Below are 18023 nucleotides of genomic sequence, written 5' to 3' on the forward strand. Positions count from 1 at the left end.
TCTCCAGCATGATCTACCGTCCCCTGGGCCGCAGTGGCCTGCAGGTCTCCGCCCTCACCCTGGGCAGCATGATGTTCGGCGAGCAGACCCGCACCGACGACGCGCTGCGTATCATCGACAAGGCCTGGGACCAGGGCATCAACTTCATCGACACCGCAGACGTGTACAACGCCGGGCGCAGCGAAGAAATCGTCGGTGAAGCCATTGCCCGCCACCGCCATGAGTGGATCGTGGCGTCCAAGGTCGGCTTCGGCCCTGCCGAAGGCCTGCCCAATCGCAGCGGCCTGAGCCGCAAGCACATCTTCAATGCGATCGATGCCAGCCTCACCCGCCTGGACACCGACTACCTCGATATCTACTACCTGCACCGCGAAGACCACAACACCCCGCTGGACATCAGCGTGGCGGCCATCGGCGACCTGCTGCGCCAGGGCAAGATCCGCTACTGGGGCGTGTCGAACTTTCGCGGCTGGCGCATCGCCGAGATCTGCAACGTGGCCGAGCGCCTGGGCGTACCCAAGCCGATCATCAGCCAGCCGCTGTACAACATCGTCAACCGCCAGGCCGAACCGGAACAGTTAAGCGCCGCGGCCTGCCATGGCCTTGGCGTGGTGCCCTACAGCCCGCTGGCACGCGGGGTGCTCAGCGGCAAGTACGCACCCGACGCCACCCCGGCCGCCGACAGCCGCGCCGGGCGCCAGGACAAGCGCATCCTGGAGACCGAATGGCGCAGCGAGTCGCTGGCCATCGCGCAGAAGCTGCACGCCTACACCCAGGCCAAGGGTGTGGGCATGGTCGAGTTCGCCATCGCCTGGGTGCTCAACAACCAGCACGTCAGCTCGGCCATCGTGGGCCCGCGTACCGAAGCGCAGTGGGACACCTATGGCGGCGCGCTGCAGGTGAAGATCACCGCCGAAGACGAAGCCTTCATCGACACGCTGGTGACCCCGGGCCACGCCTCCACCCACGGTTACAACGATACCGCGCACTTTGTCAGTGGGCGGCAGGCACGCTGAGTTCGCAACCGATCAGGTGGCTGATCGCGGCCTTGAGCTTCATCGGCCGCACCGGTTTGTGCAGCAGGCTGTGGCCCAGGTCACGGACCTGCTGCTTGAGCTCCACACCGTAGTTGGCAGTGATCATCAGCGCCGGTAGCGGTTTGCTGCGCCTGGCATTGATCGCCGCCACCGCTTGCAGGCCGTTGCGGTCGTTGTCCAGGTGATAATCGACGATCAACAGGTCGGCCACCGCATGCTCCAGCGCCACCTGGCGCGTCAGGTCGGCTTCGCTCAGCGCGGTAGTCACCTCGCACCCCCACTGCTCCAGCAGGCTGCGCATGCCCGCGCAAATCGCCGCATCATTGTCCAGCACCCAGATACGCGCACCGTCCAGACGCTCGGTCAGGGGTTCGGCCTGCAGTGCCTGCGCTTCACGGCGTGGCGCACGTTTGCTGCGCGGCATCTCGATGGCGAACACCGAGCCCTTGCCGGGGGTTGAACGCAGGTGCACACGGTGGCCGAGAATACCGGCGATCTTGTCCACGATCGCCAGCCCCAGGCCCAGCCCGCGGTCCTGGTCGGGGCGCTGCAGGTCGCCGCGCTTGAACTCCTGGAACACCTCGCTGCACTTGTCCGGCGCGATGCCGATGCCGCTGTCCCACACTTCGATGAACACGCGCTGGCCACGCCGCCGGCACCCCAGCAGCACGCGCCCGCTGGGGGTGTAGCGGATGGCGTTGCTGAGCAGGTTGCGCAGGATCCTGGCCAGCAACTGGATATCGCTGCGCACACGCAAGCCGCAGGGCACGTAGCATAGGCGCAGGCCCTCGCTGGCGGCGGCCTGGGCAAACTCGGCAGCCAGGTTGTCGAGCAGGTCGCTGACGGCAAAGGTGGCGACATCGGCCTTGATCACCCCGGCATCCAGCTTGCTGATATCGACCAGGGTGCCCAGCAGGCTTTCCACGTCATCCAGCGAATTGCTCACGTTGCGCACCAGCGCCGGGCTGGAACTGTTCTGCTCCTGCAGCGCACTGGTGAACAGGCGCGCGGCATTGAGCGGCTGCAGCAGGTCATGGCTGACCGCCGCCAGAAACTTGGTCTTGGACAGGTTGGCCTGCTCGGCCTCCTGCTTGGCGTCGCGCAGGCGCGCCTCGGCCCGGCGCCGCTCCTCGATCTCGCGCAGCAGCTGGCCGTTGAGCTGGGTCAGCTCGGCGGTGCGTTCGCGCACCCGCAGTTCGAGGTTCTGGTAGGCCTGGTGCAAGGCTTCGGCGGTACGCCGACGCTCGGTAATGTCGCGGATCAGCACGAAGATCCCCACCACTTCGCCGTTGGCCAACGGGTTGGGCACGTAGGAGCGCAGCATGTAGCGTTCCTGGCCATGGGCATTGGTTTCGGCGAATTCGAACGTAACGCTCTCGCCGGCCAGGGCACGCTCCACATAGCTTTCCAGGCGCTGGTAGTGCTCGGCGCTGTGCACCTCGCGCAGGCTCTGGCCGAGCATCACCCCGCGTGGCCAGCAGTACCACTGCTCGTACACCTTGTTGGTGAACTCGTACACCAGGTCGGCATTCAGGTAGGCGATCAATGCCGGCACATGGTCGGTGATCAGGCGGATCCAGCGTTCGCTTTCACTCAGCGCTTCGGCGTGCTGGTAGCGCTCGGTGATGTCGGTAAAGGTATTGACGAAACCACCGGCCGGCAGCGGATGGGTGCGCACCTCGAGCATGCGCCCGTCGCACAGGCGCTGTTCCAGCTCGTGAATGCTGCGCCCGTTGCTGTCCAGGCTGGCCGGTGTGAGCAGCGCCAGTTCGCTGTCGCCGATCACTTCGGCAAAGTCGCGGTGCGCGGCGATCGGTGCCAGGCCGCTGAGTTCGAGAAAACGCCGGTTCCACAGTTCCAGCACGCCATCGGCGTTGACCATCGCCACGCCCTGAGACAGGTTGTCGACGGCACGTTGCAGCAGGTGGGATTTTTGCGCGACGGCCTGTTCGCGGCGATGGGTCTCGCTACGCTTGAGCTCGGTGATGTCGGTAAACAGCATGACCCGCCCGCCGCCCTGGGTCGGCCGCTCGCTGACCTGCAACCAGCGCCCGCCCTGCAGGCGATACAACAGGTGTTCGGCAGTGGCGCCGCGTTGCTCCTCGCTGAACAGCCCGGTGCTCTGCATCAGCCGCTTGACCTCGGCCAGGCGCATGCCGCTGATGATGCGGATGCGGCTGTTGGCCCAGAACGCCTTGAAGCGCTGGTTGAACAGTACGATGCGCTGTTGCGGGTCGAACAGCACGAAGGCGTCGGAAATGCTCTCGATGGCGTCCACCAGGTGCTGGTGGGCTGTTTCGGCACGTAGCCGGGCCTCGCTGAGCAGGTGGTTGCTGGCCTTGAGTTCGGCCATGGCCTGGTTGAGCGCGTCGGTGCGTTCGCGCACCTGTTCGGCCAGCACCACCGAGTGCTGGAACGCCGCGTAGGCGTCGTCAGGGCGCGCTGCACCGGACTCCTGGCGCTCGATCAAGGCGGCGTTGATGCGCTGCAGCTTGCAGTTCTGGTGCTGCAGCCGGGCGATCAGTCCGGCCTGTTCAGACGCCACGCCGGGCTCGTGGCTGTCCGATGGCAACACCGGTGAAGGTCTGGTTGATGTGCATGCCATTGAACTGTTCTCCGTAGGAGTTGAAACCCACCACTGGCTGTTGCTTCAGGAAGTCACCCACCGCGTCGAGTTCGGCGCTGCCTTGCAGTTCCAGGCGGCGCAGGAAGCAGTCGCAGCCGATAGTCAGCAGCAGCGGCCCGAGACGTTCGCGCAAGCCGTCGAAGAGCGTACGCAGGTTGGGCAGCAAGGGGCCTGGTTGCATGGCAGTGAGCACGATGCCGTTTTCCACGGCGCAGTAGAAACTCAGGCTGCCGTCGTCGTGCACCTGCTGGATGGCACGCACGTAGTAACGATCGTTGATGCGCACCGCCAGCGGGTGTGCGGCGAAGGTGCGGTGGTCGAGTTCGTCGGCAGGCAAGCCGGTCAAGGCGGCGTACTCCTGCGCGGCGGGCTCGGCATTCAGTTCATAGACCCGGCGCAAAGTACTGTCGGCGCGGGTGACCACCAACTTCTCCTGGCGCGGCTGAATGTGGTGCGTGGTGAATACCTCGAAATCCAGGCAGGTGTTGACCAGCAGCATCACGGCGGCGCTGCTGTGGAAGGCACCGTCGAAGTACACATGGGTGTGGTGCAAGTAGTTGTCGTCGCCGGCCGAGCCGCCAAAATGCGGGATATCGCCCAGGGCCGCGCTGAGGGCGGCCAGCACGGTCTCTTCGCGGCTGGACAAACCGTCGAGCAGGGTCAGGGCGAAACTGTGGCCCTTGATTGGCGCCAGGGTATTGCTGCGACAGGTGCCGACCAGACGTTCGATCATCTGCTGGGCGTCGATCAGGCTGAAGTGCTGCATGGGCGCGATCAGTTCGGCGGCGATCGAGAACTGCCGGTGGTCGAAGCCCAGCGCGGTGATGCAGCCGCGACCGTAGCCTTCGGGGGTGATCTCGCCGGCGCTGGTGCAGCCGGCCAGGCGGATGCCGCCCAGGCTTTGCTGCAGGGCCTGGGCCAGGGCGGGTAGATCGTATTCGGCGGAACAGAAGAACAGCACGAAACCCAGGTGCGGGTGCAGCAGTTGGCGGGCGAGGTCTTGCGCGGCCTCTTCGGCGACGCTGGCGCGCGAAACGGCGCTGACGATGCCCTCGGCGGGGGGATGGTGCATGAAGGCCTCCGGCGGGGGCATGGGCGGGTGCACTCAGTGTACGAAGGGGTTGGAGAGGGTCGAATGCTACTTGGGTAGTGGGTGGGGGTGGCATTGGTTGTAGGTTTGTCATGGCCCTGCCCATGATGCAAAGATGCAGACTGGGCCTGCAGTTTTGCCGATTGTCACAGGCAAAATTGCACTGTTACGATCCTTCGATCCTTGAACACGCGTCCACGCCGCAACAAATCATGTGGAAAATCAATAACAAAGCAGGGAGACAGCGATGACCGCGCACGCTCAAGCCTCGGTCGATACCCCCGTACTGGCCGAAGTTCGCAACCATATCGGTCACTTGACCCTCAACCGCCCCGCCGGCCTCAACGCCCTCACGTTGAGCATGGTGCGCCAGTTGCAATCTGCGCTCGATGCCTGGGCCGCCGACCCGAACGTGCGCGCCGTGGTGCTTCGCGGTGAAGGTCCCAAGGGGTTCTGTGCCGGCGGCGACATCCGTTCGCTGTACGACAGCTTCAAGGCAGGAGACAGCCTGCACCGCGACTTTTTCGTCGAGGAGTACGCGCTGGACCTGTGCATTCATCATTACCGCAAGCCCATCGTGGCGCTGATGGACGGCTTCACCCTGGGCGGCGGCATGGGCCTGGCCCAGGGCGCGGAACTGCGCGTGGTCACCGAGCGCAGCCGCCTGGCGATGCCCGAAACCGGCATCGGCTACTTCCCGGACGTGGGCGGCAGCTACTTTCTTTCGCGTATCGCCGGCGAGCTGGGGATTTACCTGGGCGTCAGCGGCGTGCAGATACAGGCCGCCGATGCGTTGTACTGCGGGCTGGCCGACTGGTATGTCGACAGCGCCAGGCTCCCGGCCCTGGACGAGCGGCTCGACAGCCTGAAGTGGAGCGATCACCCGCTCAAGGACCTGCAGGGTGTGCTGGCCAAGCTTGGCACCCAGGCCCTCGACAACCCGCCCCTGGCCGCCCTGCGCCCGGCCATCGATCATTTCTTCGCGCTGCCCGATGTGGGGAGCATCATGGAGCAGTTGCGTGCCGTCACGGTTGCCGACAGCCATGACTGGGCGCTCAAGACCGCCGACCTGCTGGCCACCCGCTCGCCCCTGGCGATGGCCGTGACCCTGCAGATGCTGCGGCGCGGTCGACAACTGAGCCTGGAAGACTGCTTTGCCATGGAGCTGCACCTGGACCGCCAGTGGTTCGAGCATGGCGACCTGATCGAGGGCGTGCGTGCACTGATCATCGACAAGGACAAGCAACCGCGCTGGAACCCTGCCACCGTCGCCGCGCTGTCGCGCGCGCGGGTGGATCAATTCTTCGAAGGCCTGTGAAGGCCGGAGTACGCACATGCAAGACCTGGAACTGACTGAAGAACAGATCATGATCCGCGACATGGCGCGCGACTTCGCCCGTGGCGAGATCGCCCCGCACGCGCAGGCCTGGGAAAAGGCCGGCTGGATCGACGATGGCGTGGTGGCCAAGATGGGCGAGCTGGGCCTGTTGGGCATGGTGGTGCCCGACCAGTGGGGCGGCAGTTACACCGACTACGTGGCGTATGCGCTGGCGGTGGAAGAGATCGCGGCCGGCGATGGCGCCACCGGTGCGCTGATGAGCATTCACAACTCGGTGGGCTGCGGCCCCCTGCTCGCCTATGGCAGCGATGAACAGCAACACACCTGGCTGGAGCGCCTGGCCACCGGCCAGGTGATCGGCTGTTTCTGCCTGACCGAGCCGCAGGCGGGTTCAGAGGCGCACAACCTGCGTACCCGGGCTGAGTGGGTGGGCGATGAGTGGGTGATCAACGGCGCCAAGCAGTTCGTGAGCAATGCCCGACGTGCGGGGCTGGCCATCGTGTTTGCGGTGACCGACCCCGAGCTTGGCAAGAAAGGCCTGTCGGCGTTTCTGGTGCCGACCGACAACCCTGGCTTCGTGGTGGACCGCAGTGAGCACAAGATGGGCATTCGGGCATCGGATACCTGTGCGGTGACGTTGAACAACTGCCGCATCCCGGCTGCCAACCTGCTGGGCGAGCGTGGCAAGGGGTTGGCCATTGCGCTGTCCAACCTGGAAGGCGGTCGTATCGGCATTGCTGCCCAGGCGCTGGGGATTGCGCGGGCGGCGTTCGAGGCGGCGCTGGTGTATTCGCGTGACCGCATCCAGTTCGGCAAGCCGATCAACGAGCACCAGAGCATTGCCAACCTGCTGGCGGACATGCAGGTGCAGATCAATGCGGCACGCTTGCTGATCCTGCATGCGGCGCGCCTGCGCAGTGCGGGCAAGCCGTGCCTGAGCGAGGCGTCGCAGGCCAAGCTGTTTGCCTCGGAGATGGCGGAACGGGTGTGCTCCAAGGCGATCCAGGTGCATGGCGGGTATGGGTACCTGGAGGATTACCCGGTGGAGCGCTACTACCGGGATGCAAGGATCACGCAGATCTATGAGGGATCGAGCGAGATTCAGCGGATGTTGATTGCCAGAGAACTGAAGCACTACCCGTTGTAGAGGCGCAAGGGCGCGGCGCTTGACCTCAAGAGCGCCGCACATGCCGCTACTCCTCCACGTGCACACTGTCCAGGTACGTGCGCACGGCCCACAACGCCTCCTGACTCAGGTAGTCGGCCATCTTGGGCATGTACACGCGCCCGTCGCGCACCGCACCGTTGCGCACGCGCTCGACAAACCACTCGTCACCCGCCTCGCCTACATCGAGCAGGCGCAAGTCCGGCGCGATGCCGCCCGACTTGGCTTCAAGGCCATGACAGGCCGCGCAGTTCTGGTTGTAGGCCGAGGCACCGATTTCAACCGCCTCGTTGTGGTCCTTGCTGTTGCGGTAGGGGTTTTCGGTACGCCATTGGTCACCGAGCTTTTCCAGGTTGCCGGTGTTGACCGCGGTAGGGGTCACGTTGCCATGGGCGAACACTGCCCCGGTACTCATCAGGCCGGTAACCAGCACGGCGCTCATCCAGGCGTTCTTCACTGTTGTCATTGTTCTGCCCTCGACGGCTGCATTATCTGTACGGTTTGCACGCAGGCACCCCGCTGTTCAAAGGTGCTGCCGGGCATCTTAGGAACCGTGGCGTGCCACCCCCATGCTGCTTTGGTGGCCGCGTGCTACTCCCTTGGTAGTAGGGCTTGTGGGGCAGTGCCAAATCATGCACCGGCTGGGACATTTTCCCGGCCAGGGCGGGAGTTTTTCCGTATCACCGCAGGCGCTGGCGTCCCAGTCTATGCAGGCCAAAACCTCCATTGGGAACACCCACCATGACAATAAGATCGTTACCCGCCGCGCCTTCCCCTCTGTCTCTGGCCGTGCAGGCCGTGCTGCTGGTCGGCGCCATGGCACTGGCCCCGGCCGCCTCGGCCAAGCCGGTGACCTGGGAAGACATCGCCGACGACCACCTCAACACCCAGAACGTGCTGCAGTACGGCATGGGCACCAATGCCCAGCGCTGGAGCCCGCTGGCCCAGGTCAACGACAAGAACGTGTTCAAGCTGACCCCGGCCTGGTCGTACTCGTTCGGCGATGAAAAACAGCGCGGCCAGGAGTCGCAGGCGATCATCAACGACGGCGTGATCTACGTCACCGGTTCCTACTCGCGGGTGTTCGCGCTGGATGCCAAGACCGGCAAGCGCCTGTGGACCTACAACCATCGCCTGCCGGACAACATTCGCCCGTGCTGTGACGTGGTCAACCGCGGCGCCGCGATCTTCGGCGACAAGATCTACTTCGGCACCCTGGATGCGCGCGTGATCGCGCTGAACAAGGACACCGGCAAGGTGGTGTGGAACAAGAAGTTCGGCGACCACAGCGCCGGCTACACCATGACCGGCGCCCCCACCCTGGTCAAAGACCAGAAGAGCGGCAAGGTGCTGCTGATTCACGGCAGCTCCGGTGACGAATTCGGCGTGGTCGGCCAGCTGTTTGCGCGTGACCCGGACACCGGCGAGGAAGTGTGGATGCGCCCCTTCGTGGAAGGCCACATGGGCCGCATGAACGGCAAGGACAGCACCCCTACCGGTGACGTCAAGGCGCCGTCCTGGCCGAACGACCCCACCACCGAAACCGGCAAGGTGGAGGCCTGGAGCCACGGCGGTGGCGCCCCGTGGCAGAGCGCAAGCTTCGATGCCGAAACCAATACCATCATCGTCGGCGCCGGCAACCCCGGCCCCTGGAACACCTGGGCGCGCACCGCCAAGGACGGCAACCCGCACGACTACGACAGCCTGTACACCTCGGGCCAGGTGGGCGTCGACGCCACCACCGGCGAGGTCAAGTGGTTCTATCAGCACACCCCCAACGATGCCTGGGATTTCTCCGGCAACAACGAGCTGGTGCTGTTCGACTACAAGGACAAGGACGGCAAGCAGTACAAGGCCACTGCCCACGCCGACCGCAACGGTTTCTTCTATGTGGTGGACCGCACCAACGGCAAGCTGAAGAACGCCTTCCCGTTCGCCGACAACATCACCTGGGCCAGCCATATCGACCTCAAGACCGGGCGCCCGGTGGAGAACCCTGGCCAGCGCCCAGCCAAGCCTGAACCGGGCCAGACCAAGGGCAAGCCGGTCGAAGTGTCGCCGCCGTTCCTGGGGGGCAAGAACTGGAACCCGATGGCCTACAGCCAGGACACCGGCCTGTTCTACGTGCCGTCCAACCAGTGGAAAGAGGAATACTGGACCGAGGAGGTCAATTACAAGAAAGGCTCGGCCTACCTGGGCATGGGCTTTCGCATCAAGCGCATGTACGAGGACCACGTCGGTTCGTTGCGCGCCATGGACCCCACCACCGGCAAGATGGTGTGGGAGCACAAGGAGCGCCTGCCGCTGTGGGCCGGTGTGCTGGCGACCAAGGGCAACCTGGTGTTCACCGGCACGGGCGACGGCTACTTCAAGGCGTTCAACGCCAAGACGGGCGAGGAGCTGTGGAAGTTCCAGACCGGCAGCGGCATCGTGTCGCCGCCCATTACCTGGGACCAGGACGGCGAGCAGTACATCGGCGTGACCGTAGGCTACGGCGGCGCGGTGCCGTTGTGGGGCGGCGACATGGCCGAACTGACCAAGCCGGTGGCACAGGGCGGGTCGTTCTGGGTGTTCAAGATCCCGGCGTGGGACAAGACGGCCCAGCGTTGATCTAGCCAGAGGGGCGTTCTGCGGCGCCCCCTTCGCTGGCAAGCCAGCTCCCACAGGGTTTTGTGAGCACTGCAGAACCCTGTGGGAGCTGGCTTGCCAGCGAATGCATGTTCACTGCCCAAGGAGATTCCCATGAAGTACCTCCCGCTATTGCTCGCCGTCGCCCTCTGCCCCGCCTTCGCCGCCAGCAGCGACACCGGCGACGACGCCCCGCTCACGATCAACGGCTGCATCATCCAGCCCGAAAGCCAGTGCCCCGGCGCCAACCTGCAGAATGCCGACCTCAACAACCAGGACCTGCGCAAGATGAACCTGGCCGGGGCCGACCTGCGGGGCGCCAACCTGCGCCATGCCAAGCTGGACCTGGCCAACCTGGAAAAAGCCAGACTGCAAGGGGCCAACCTCACCCGCGCCAGCCTGCAGCAGACCAACCTGCGCGTCGCCGACCTCACCGGTGCCAACCTGATCGCGGTACAAGCCTGGGGCATGTTCGCCCAGGGCGCCACGTTCAACGATGCCAACCTCAGCGCTGCCTACCTGGAATTTGCGCGCCTGTCGGGGGCAAAACTGCACAACACCAACCTGCAAGCCGCCGACCTGGAGATGACCTGGCTGAGCCGTGCCGACCTCACCGGCGCACGCCTGGCCGACGCCAACCTGCAGGAAGCCAAGTTCGGTGAAAGCAACCTGGCCAAGGCCGACCTGCGCGGCACCCGCCAGCACTACGCCAACTTTCAGGACAGCAACATGGAAGGCTGCCAGGGCTGCCCCAAGACCTGGGACTAGGCGGCGATACGCAGCAGGCCGGCTTCGATCGCCAGGTGCACCAGTTCGGCGTGGGAGCTGACCTGCAGCTTGCTCTTGAGCAAGGTCAGGTAGTTGGACACGGTCTTGGCGCTGATGCACAACTGCTGGGCGATCAGGCGCGTCGGCGTGCCCTTTGCCAGCATCAGGAATATCTCGATCTCGCGCTGGGTCAGCCCCTGCAGACGGGCATGCCCACCCTGGGCCTGATGTGGCTGGCAGGCCAGTTGCGTGGCCAAAGGCTGCTCTATGTAGGCATGCCCGGCCAGTACCCGGCGCACAGCGTCCAGCACTACCGCAGGCGACGCGGCCTTCGACAGAAAACCACAGGCACCCGCCTCCAGTGCCTGACGCACCAGGCCAAGCTCGGTGTGTTCGCTGAAAAACAGCACGCGCAGGTGTGGCAGGCGCTGACGCAGGCGCCGTGTGGTTTCCAGGCCGCTGATACCGGGAAGGTCGAAGTCCATGATCACAAGCCCTGGCAACGCCTCCTGCACCTGCTGCAGGGCGTGCTCGCCACTGTCTGCTTCACGAATCGCAATGCCATTGAGGCCCGCGCCCAGGGCGCTGGCCAGGCCCAGGCGGATCATCGGGTGGTCATCGACCAGCAAGAGGCTCATCGCGCAGTACTCCTGTAGTGGCTATGCCCCATGCTAGAGCCGCCGCCGAGCCCCAGAGCTACTACTTTGGTACTGCTTGCTCTGTCGATGGTCGCATTCACAAAGCGCCAGTACTGGCCTGTAATACGGTGCATGACAAAAACGAGACTGACGCTCATGTTGCTGCGTGCCCTCGCCTGCCGGGCAGTCACTGGCTGGTCGACACCGGTGACGGTGCACTGGACTGGGCTACACGCGCCTGTACTGGTACCGTGACGGCCTGGATGCCTGGGAGGCGGCCGGCCTGTCCGTCCACCCCGCTGCCCCCGAAGCTTTCCCCTGAACACTGTCTGCCCTGCGGTCATCATCACTACAACAATAAGGTGCAAAGCCATGTACAAGATCCTGATCGCCGACGACCACCCGCTGTTTCGCGAAGCGATTCACAACGTCATCACCGATGGCTTTCCCGGCAGCGAGGTGATGGAGACCGCCGACCTGGACAGCGCCCTGGCGCTGACCGGCGAACACGACGACCTGGACCTGATCCTGCTGGACCTGAACATGCCGGGCATGCACGGCCTGGGCGGGCTGATCAACCTGCGCAACGAGGCGCCGACGATACCGGTGGTGATCGTTTCGGCCGAGCAGGACAAGCAGGTGGTGCTGCAGGCCATTACCTATGGCGCGGTGGGTTTCATCACCAAGTCGTCACCGCGCCTGCAGATGACCGACGCCATCGAGCAGATCCTCAACGGCAATGTCTACCTGCCACCGGACATCATCCGCACCCAGAAGAGCGGTACCCGCCGCAGCCACGGCGAGCAGACAGGCTTTGCCCCCGAACTGCTGCAGGCGCTGACACGCAAGCAGTTGCTGGTACTGGAGCGCATGACCAAGGGCGAGTCGAACAAGCAGATCGCCTACAACCTGGACATCGCCGAAACCACGGTCAAGGCGCATGTCTCGGCAATATTGCGCAAGCTCAACGTGCACAACCGGGTGCAGGCGATCCTGAGCGCCGGCGATATCGACTTCACCGCGTACCTGCGCCGCTGATTGCGATTGGCGGTTGCATCGGGCCAAGTGCCTGAAGTAAGCTCGGGCACATCAACTGGAGCACAGCATGTCATCGACTTCCCTCACCCAAGCACTGCACACCGGCCGCGACTCGCGCCAGGTGGCTGCGCCTGCGTGTGTGACGCTGTCTGCCAGCGGCTTTTATTTTGGGTATTGGTTTAGCCACAGGCGCCGCTGATACCCACACCGGCGCCCACTCCCCAGGGCCGCCGAACATGAGAATACTCAACCCCCGGTCGGCCCTGCCTACCGGGGGTTTTGTTTTTGGGCGCTGTACACAACCGACATTGACGAGGATTGCCACATGAACCACAACACTTATTACCGTTACCAAAGCCTTGCCTGGCGATTTAGCCACTGCCGCTCGGGCCAGCCAGCCGCCTCCGATCGGTCGAGTACAGGTGGCACACAGACACCGACACGAAATCGAACATCTCGCTAGGGCCGAAGGCGCGGGACCGAACCCGCCTTCCGCCCAAGGAATACCGACCATGCAAGCGTCCACCCAAGCTCTGAACCTGTCCCAACCGCACGCCACCGCCGCCAACAGCGCACTCAGCCTGCGCCTGCCCAGCCCGTTGCAACTCAAGCAGCAATTGCCCCTGTCCAGCGCCTTGAGCGCCCAGGTCGAGCGTCACCGCCGGGCGGTCAAGGCGATCCTCGACGGCGACGACAACCGCCTGCTGGTGATTGTCGGCCCCTGCTCGCTGCACGACCCGCGTGCTGCCCTCGAATACGCCGACCGCCTGGCCGCCCTCTCGCGCCAGGTCGATGACCAGTTGCTGCTGGTCATGCGCGCCTATGTCGAGAAGCCCCGCACCACGGTGGGCTGGAAGGGTCTGGCCTACGATCCGCACCTGGATGGCAGCGATGACATGCATGGCGGCCTGGTGCTGTCTCGCGAACTGATGCTGGGCATGCTTGAATGGGGCCTGCCGGTGGCCACCGAGCTGTTGCAACCCATGGCGGCGGGCTACTTCGATGATGTGCTGAGCTGGGCGGCGATTGGTGCACGCACCACCGAGTCGCAGATTCACCGCGAGATGGTCAGCGGCCTGGGCCTGCCAGTCGGGTTCAAGAACGGTACAGACGGCGGTGTTGGCATTGCCTGTGACGCGATCCGCAGCGCCGCGCACGCACACCGTCACTTCGGGCTGGATGCCCAGGGCCATCCGGCAATCGTCGAAACCCTCGGCAATGGCGATACCCACCTGGTACTGCGCGGCGGCCACAAGGGCCCCAACTACGATGCCGCGAGCCTGGAACAGGCACGCCAGGGGCTGAACAAGGCCGGCATCCGCCCGCGCCTGATGGTGGACTGTAGCCATGCCAACAGCGGCAAGGACCCGTTGCGCCAGCCTCAGGTGTTCAATCAGGTGCTGCAGCAACGCTTGCAGGGTGACCGCTCGATCATCGGCATGATGCTCGAAAGCCATCTGTTTGAAGGTTGCCAGGCACTGGGCAAGGCCCCCCTGCGTTACGGTGTATCGATCACCGACGGCTGCCTGGGCTGGGAGGCCACCGAAGCCTTGCTCAGCGATGCGGCGGCCAGCCAACGCCGTTAGTTGTGTACCGCACAAGAAGGGGCGCCACTGCGGCGCCACCCTCATCATGTGCGCTGAATACACCACGCTGCATGAATGTTGGTATTGAAGTAATCGGCACAGTGTATGGCATGGTTGGTGGCATGATAGAAGGCGAAACCACTCCCCCCGCAGCCGTTCTTCTCGCAAAGCCAGAAGTGCCAGTAGCCCCCGGTAACCAACGTGCGCCCATACACCCGCTGCAGGTCGGTCACCGCCCGGCCGCTGCACGGTTCGGCATTGCCCAGCGAATTCATCCAGGCTACGGCCTGGTGATGATTCACCGGCCCCCAGTTGTGTAGCAATCGATACACATTGCTGACCCGCACCGGGTAGCTCACCTGGGTACCTCGCAGATCGGTCGCACTGATGACAGCTGTACCGTTTCGGTTGCCTGTGACCAGCCCTGCCGCGTTGACGGTAGCCACTGTCGGGTTGTTGGACGCGTACGTGTACGGCGGCACGCCACCGCTGGCAACCCGAGTGGCGGTGTTGCCCACCGACACCGCGCTGGTCGCCTTCCACCCTTCGACCTTGATCGACAGGCCGTTGAGTTCAAGCGGAGACAGCACGATACCCAGCGCATTCCGTACCTGCAGGTTCAATGCAGGCGACACCCTTGATGGCTGGCCTTCGCGGGCAACGCTGAAGGTCACTTGGATCAGCTCGCCGGCATTGCCAAGCAGAACCTTGGCCGGCACGCTGATCACCACCGGACGGAAGGGTTCAACACGCACCGCGGGGGCGTTGTATGCCTGCTTGCCCGTGAGCCTGAGCACTACCTCGTCCCCCGCCAGCATACCTTGATAAGCGGCCTGAAGACGCACCCCCGAAGGCAGGAACGTCGGGTCCAGCACCGCGCCATCCACGTCCAGCACGACAGGCGCACGCAACACCACCGGCTCATCCGCGATGATCCGCAACTGGAAGGGTAAAGACAGCCTGAGCCGGCCATCGTCTGGGTTGCGTACCGTGTAGGTGACCTCGACCGAATGGCCGACAGATGCCTGCGCCACCGCTTGGGGCACCTTGTATACCCGCGCTTCGGCTACCCCTTCGCAGGTGCCGAGCGCCGTATCGCCCAGCCACTTTACGGTCACCACGCTGCCGGGCGTGATGCAGGGGTTGGCCGCAACGATCACGTCTACGCCACCGCGGGTGTCAGCCTGCGCCAACGTGCCATCGTCCCCGGCGGCGGGTACCTCAGGCGGCGCCAGCTCAGCGAGCAGCTCACCCACCTGCACCCACCCATGCAACGACTCCAGTGGGCTGGGCAGCGAATCGTTCGACACCTGGTAGCGCGGCTGCACGGCCCCCCCGTCGAGGGCCGACAGATGTTCGGCGCCTATGCTGAAGGTTATCTGCTGGCGCAGCGCATCGTTGCGGCTGACGCTACGCTCCAGTGTCCAGGCATAGGCGTAGCCTGCGCCCGTGTAGCCATAGAAGAACAGCTCCACCCAATCTCCTGGGCTCATGCTCGGGTAGCTGATGGCGACCGTGCAGCGTGGCAACGCAGGGTCCAATGTACCGTTGCGTGCTTCGACGAGCACCGGTTCAGGCAACTCCGGGGCAGGCCCCAGCACATCGATGTAACGGTGCAACGACTGCCCGACTTCGACGTTGCCGCGGCGCTGGGTATAGCCAACCATGAGCAGCCCGCGCGCCAGGCGCTGCACCTGCGGGTTGGGCAGCATGAACAGGTAGGCTTTGCCCACTTGGCCAATGACCTGGCGTGCGGGTCGGATCTCGACCCGTTGCCCCAGCGCGCCCATGCCGATACCGACCACCTCCAGCTCATCGCCCGGCTGAAAGTCAGGCAAGTCGACCTTCACGCTCAACGGTACATCGGCATTTCCCAGGCTCCGAGTATCGAGCACTTGCGGTGCATCGTTGTCAAACACAAAGGGCGCATCCAGCCCCTTACTGCCAAGACTCACTTGAACAAAAGTACGCGCCGAAGCTTTCTCGGACACATTGTTCAACGGGTCGATCACCCGGTAATACAGCGCCAGACCATCGCTATCGCCAGCGCTGCGCAGCACCTCGGCCGGCACATGCACGGTCATGGTCTGGCCGATGTCCTGCTCGCGCACCGGGTAGTCCTGCTGCTCCAGGCCGATGTGCAGTCGCAGGGTATCGCCCGCAGCCATGCCCAGGTAAGGCTCGATGGTGACCTGCACGAACTCCCCCAAAGTCTGCTCATCGACAAGTTGCATGACCTGTGGCGCGTTCAGCGCGCTATGCCAGGGCTCGTCCGGCTTCAGATCGGGCCCGGCGGGAAGGCTCAGCTTGCACCACACGCTGAGCCACGGCGACTCCTCGACCTCATGTGTGCCGGCACGGGTGACCCGGCAATACAGGTAGAGCATGCCCTCCTCGACCCGCTGCTGCGGCACGTACAAGGCAATGTCGAGGCCTTCGCGACCGATACCCAAGGTGGCTGTCTTGGCCGGTATGGGGGGAGTAATCAACGACTGCGGGTGCAGGAAGATCTCGATCACGTCCCCTGCCTGCATGCCCGGGTATGCCTGAGCCTCCAGCAGCAACCCCGTTCCGCTCTGTACCAGATTGCGATTGATGCCGATGTCCGTGCCGTTGCCCAGGATAAGTGCACCTGGCACGAACAGCGGCGGTATTGACGGCGCACTCATGATGCCGAACCCCTGTGCGCTCTGGTAGGCCCGATTGAAGGCTTGGCGCCTGTCATTGAGGGTGAGCGTGACGGCTTGCGGTTCGTCGGTGGCGTCTGTGGGAGTCGTGTTCATGTGGGTTCACCTTGGCGAATCAAAGGTTCTGGTCCTGGGGCAGGAAGGCAAACACCTGACCATTGCCCGCCCCCAGGTTGACCTGGATGACCGGCACGACCTTTTGCGCCTGCTCATAGTAATCGCGCTGAATGTACCGGGCGCCATTCAACCCGCCACTGCCGCGGGTATAAAAACTGGCCTCAAGGGCAAGCTGCCGGGGTATGTTCTGCGCCCAGGCGGCAATGATGATTTCGTTCCAGGCGCCGCCATGGGCATTAACATCGATGTTGAGCTGGAACTGCGCGGGGTTTGGCGCAAACGCGCACCCGGAATTCTGGCTACGCCAGGCGGCCACCGTGGTGATGCCCCTGGACTCGCAACTGGCCCGGCAACTGTCCGGGATGCCACTGGTACCCGCGTTGGCCGGGTAGGCGCAACGCACGATCAGCGGGTTGAGGACCGGCGCTGCGGTTTCGCGGTAGATCAGCCCCTCGGTCCCCGCCAGGCGCTGGGTACCGACATCAGCGCGAATATAGGAGAACGACACGCCATTGCGTCCCACCGAGTTGCTGCTCGGGTTCCAGGACTTGAAGCTGGCGGCGCCCTGCACCGCCCGGATCAGCACACCGTAGCAGTAGAAGGCAGCCCGCCCGTCGCGACAGGTGCTGGCCACTTCGGCAAAGCGCTGGTTGAGCCGCTCTGCAACCCTCTGGCCGTTATACAACTGATCTTGCTGATCGAAGCCGAACACATGCCCGCCCTGCGTATCGAGATCGACACGTACGATCGGCAGCCAGGTGCCGGTAGCCTGGAAGTAAGCCAGTTGGTTGCGCTGCGCACCGGCCAGGCCGGTCGCTTTGCCGGGGGCGTTCAGGGGGTAGTAGTACAGCGCCTGTATGCCAATTCGCGCCGGCAGGCTTTCATCCCAGTTCTGCACCCGCAGCGGGCGCTCATCCGGTTGTTGGCCCGCCACGACATCCCACGGCTGGGCAAGCGCCACGGCCGTCAGGCGATCGAACAGCAGGTAGCCATGGCTGTCGCGTGCAAGCATCTGCGATTGATCCTCGCGCAGGAACGTGAACGGTTCGTAGCCTTGTGCGATCGCCTGGGCATCGTGTTTCCAGAACGGAGTCGGATGCGCTCCGTCCAGCGTACGGGCCAGTACGCCGCTGCAATTGAGCGGCGCCAGGCCGCCCACGCACGTCCTCGTCGCCGTGAGGTAGCGCGCGTTGAGCAACTGTGCGGTCGAGGTCCCTTCCTGGGCCTGGAGTACACCCGCCAAAAGCCACAGCATCAATACATACAGGGGTTGGAGTAAGGTCGACATGGTTTCTTTCCTTTGA

At 64.3% G+C, this 18023-nt stretch carries 13 protein-coding genes; 7 read left to right on the plus strand and 6 right to left on the minus strand.

The features are described 5' to 3' along the window. Positions 1-8 precede the first annotated feature (8 nt). Positions 9-1016, plus strand: a complete 1008-nt coding sequence (locus tag KUO17_RS03565) for an aldo/keto reductase (RefSeq protein ID WP_217973644.1) — start codon at positions 9-11, stop codon at positions 1014-1016. Here the strand turns inward: KUO17_RS03565 and nahK are convergent. Together nahK and nosP are read right to left on the minus strand one after the other, a co-directional pair. Then, the gene (gene nahK, locus KUO17_RS03570; protein WP_217973645.1) at positions 994-3642 is read right to left on the minus strand and encodes a hybrid sensor histidine kinase/response regulator NahK/ErcS'; all 2649 of its coding nucleotides are present in this window, start codon (positions 3640-3642) and stop codon (positions 994-996) included. The two genes, KUO17_RS03565 and nahK, sit on opposite strands and share 23 nt — an antisense overlap. After that, positions 3572-4735 carry a nitric oxide-sensing protein NosP gene (gene nosP, locus KUO17_RS03575; RefSeq protein ID WP_217973646.1) on the minus strand — a complete coding sequence of 388 codons (1164 nt, stop codon included), beginning with the start codon at positions 4733-4735 and terminating at the stop codon, positions 3572-3574. Before nosP ends, nahK begins: the two co-directional genes overlap by 71 nt. A gap of 265 nt (positions 4736-5000) precedes the next feature. Here nosP and KUO17_RS03580 point away from each other — a divergent pair, with 265 nt between their 5' ends. Together KUO17_RS03580 and KUO17_RS03585 are read left to right on the plus strand one after the other, a co-directional pair. Then, the gene (locus KUO17_RS03580; RefSeq protein ID WP_217973647.1) at positions 5001-6071 is read left to right on the plus strand and encodes an enoyl-CoA hydratase/isomerase family protein; all 1071 of its coding nucleotides are present in this window, start codon (positions 5001-5003) and stop codon (positions 6069-6071) included. Positions 6072-6087: 16 nt separating this feature from the next. After that, positions 6088-7239 (plus strand): acyl-CoA dehydrogenase family protein, encoded by a 1152-nt coding sequence (locus KUO17_RS03585; protein ID WP_217973648.1) that lies wholly within the window; start codon positions 6088-6090, stop codon positions 7237-7239. A 46-nt stretch (positions 7240-7285) separates the two neighbouring features. On the opposite strand, the gene pedF is transcribed toward KUO17_RS03585, so the two are convergent. After that, entirely contained in the window at positions 7286-7723 is a 438-nt protein-coding gene (gene pedF / locus KUO17_RS03590; protein ID WP_217973649.1) for a cytochrome c-550 PedF, read from the minus strand. Between the two features lie 275 nt (positions 7724-7998). On the opposite strand from pedF, the gene exaA reads away from it, so the two are divergent. Both exaA and KUO17_RS03600 read left to right on the plus strand, forming a co-directional pair. Then, a complete protein-coding gene (gene exaA, locus KUO17_RS03595) occupies positions 7999-9867 on the plus strand; it encodes a quinoprotein ethanol dehydrogenase (RefSeq protein ID WP_217973650.1) in 1869 nt (622 codons plus the stop codon). 132 nt (positions 9868-9999) lie between these two features. After that, a complete protein-coding gene (locus KUO17_RS03600; protein ID WP_217973651.1) occupies positions 10000-10653 on the plus strand; it encodes a pentapeptide repeat-containing protein in 654 nt (217 codons plus the stop codon). Here the strand turns inward: KUO17_RS03600 and KUO17_RS03605 are convergent. Next, complete coding sequence (locus tag KUO17_RS03605; protein ID WP_217973652.1) at positions 10650-11291, minus strand: response regulator; 642 nt, start codon at positions 11289-11291, stop codon at positions 10650-10652. The genes KUO17_RS03600 and KUO17_RS03605 overlap by 4 nt on opposite strands. Before the next feature lie 372 nt (positions 11292-11663). Here KUO17_RS03605 and KUO17_RS03610 point away from each other — a divergent pair, with 372 nt between their 5' ends. Together KUO17_RS03610 and KUO17_RS03615 are read left to right on the plus strand one after the other, a co-directional pair. Beyond that, positions 11664-12329 carry a response regulator transcription factor gene (locus KUO17_RS03610; protein WP_217973653.1) on the plus strand — a complete coding sequence of 222 codons (666 nt, stop codon included), beginning with the start codon at positions 11664-11666 and terminating at the stop codon, positions 12327-12329. A 512-nt stretch (positions 12330-12841) separates the two neighbouring features. After that, on the plus strand, positions 12842-13915 hold the full coding sequence (locus KUO17_RS03615; protein WP_217973654.1) for a 3-deoxy-7-phosphoheptulonate synthase: 1074 nt from the start codon (positions 12842-12844) through the stop codon (positions 13913-13915). Between the two features lie 44 nt (positions 13916-13959). Here KUO17_RS03615 and KUO17_RS03620 read toward each other — a convergent pair whose 3' ends face one another. Both KUO17_RS03620 and KUO17_RS03625 read right to left on the minus strand, forming a co-directional pair. Beyond that, positions 13960-16698: an Ig-like domain-containing protein gene (locus KUO17_RS03620; RefSeq protein ID WP_217973655.1), complete on the minus strand. Its 2739-nt coding sequence runs from the start codon at positions 16696-16698 to the stop codon at positions 13960-13962. A 19-nt stretch (positions 16699-16717) separates the two neighbouring features. Then, the gene (locus tag KUO17_RS03625; protein WP_217973656.1) at positions 16718-18007 is read right to left on the minus strand and encodes a hypothetical protein; all 1290 of its coding nucleotides are present in this window, start codon (positions 18005-18007) and stop codon (positions 16718-16720) included. Positions 18008-18023: the final 16 nt, after the last annotated feature.

The sequence above is a fragment of the Pseudomonas aegrilactucae genome, from assembly GCF_019168305.1.
GTDB classification, from domain to species: Bacteria; Pseudomonadota; Gammaproteobacteria; order Pseudomonadales; family Pseudomonadaceae; genus Aquipseudomonas; species Aquipseudomonas aegrilactucae.

Coding starts and splice junctions, on each gene's coding strand:
- exaA (WP_217973650.1), top strand. CDS start 7,999: ATGACAATAAGATCGTTACCCGCCGCGCCTTCCCCTCTGTCTCTGGCC.
- KUO17_RS03610 (WP_217973653.1), top strand. CDS start 11,664: ATGTACAAGATCCTGATCGCCGACGACCACCCGCTGTTTCGCGAAGCG.
- KUO17_RS03580 (WP_217973647.1), top strand. CDS start 5,001: ATGACCGCGCACGCTCAAGCCTCGGTCGATACCCCCGTACTGGCCGAA.
- KUO17_RS03605 (WP_217973652.1), bottom strand. CDS start 11,291: ATGAGCCTCTTGCTGGTCGATGACCACCCGATGATCCGCCTGGGCCTG.
- nosP (WP_217973646.1), bottom strand. CDS start 4,735: ATGCACCATCCCCCCGCCGAGGGCATCGTCAGCGCCGTTTCGCGCGCC.
- KUO17_RS03585 (WP_217973648.1), top strand. CDS start 6,088: ATGCAAGACCTGGAACTGACTGAAGAACAGATCATGATCCGCGACATG.
- pedF (WP_217973649.1), bottom strand. CDS start 7,723: ATGACAACAGTGAAGAACGCCTGGATGAGCGCCGTGCTGGTTACCGGC.
- KUO17_RS03615 (WP_217973654.1), top strand. CDS start 12,842: ATGCAAGCGTCCACCCAAGCTCTGAACCTGTCCCAACCGCACGCCACC.
- KUO17_RS03620 (WP_217973655.1), bottom strand. CDS start 16,698: ATGAACACGACTCCCACAGACGCCACCGACGAACCGCAAGCCGTCACG.
- nahK (WP_217973645.1), bottom strand. CDS start 3,642: ATGGCATGCACATCAACCAGACCTTCACCGGTGTTGCCATCGGACAGC.
- KUO17_RS03625 (WP_217973656.1), bottom strand. CDS start 18,007: ATGTCGACCTTACTCCAACCCCTGTATGTATTGATGCTGTGGCTTTTG.
- KUO17_RS03600 (WP_217973651.1), top strand. CDS start 10,000: ATGAAGTACCTCCCGCTATTGCTCGCCGTCGCCCTCTGCCCCGCCTTC.
- KUO17_RS03565 (WP_217973644.1), top strand. CDS start 9: ATGATCTACCGTCCCCTGGGCCGCAGTGGCCTGCAGGTCTCCGCCCTC.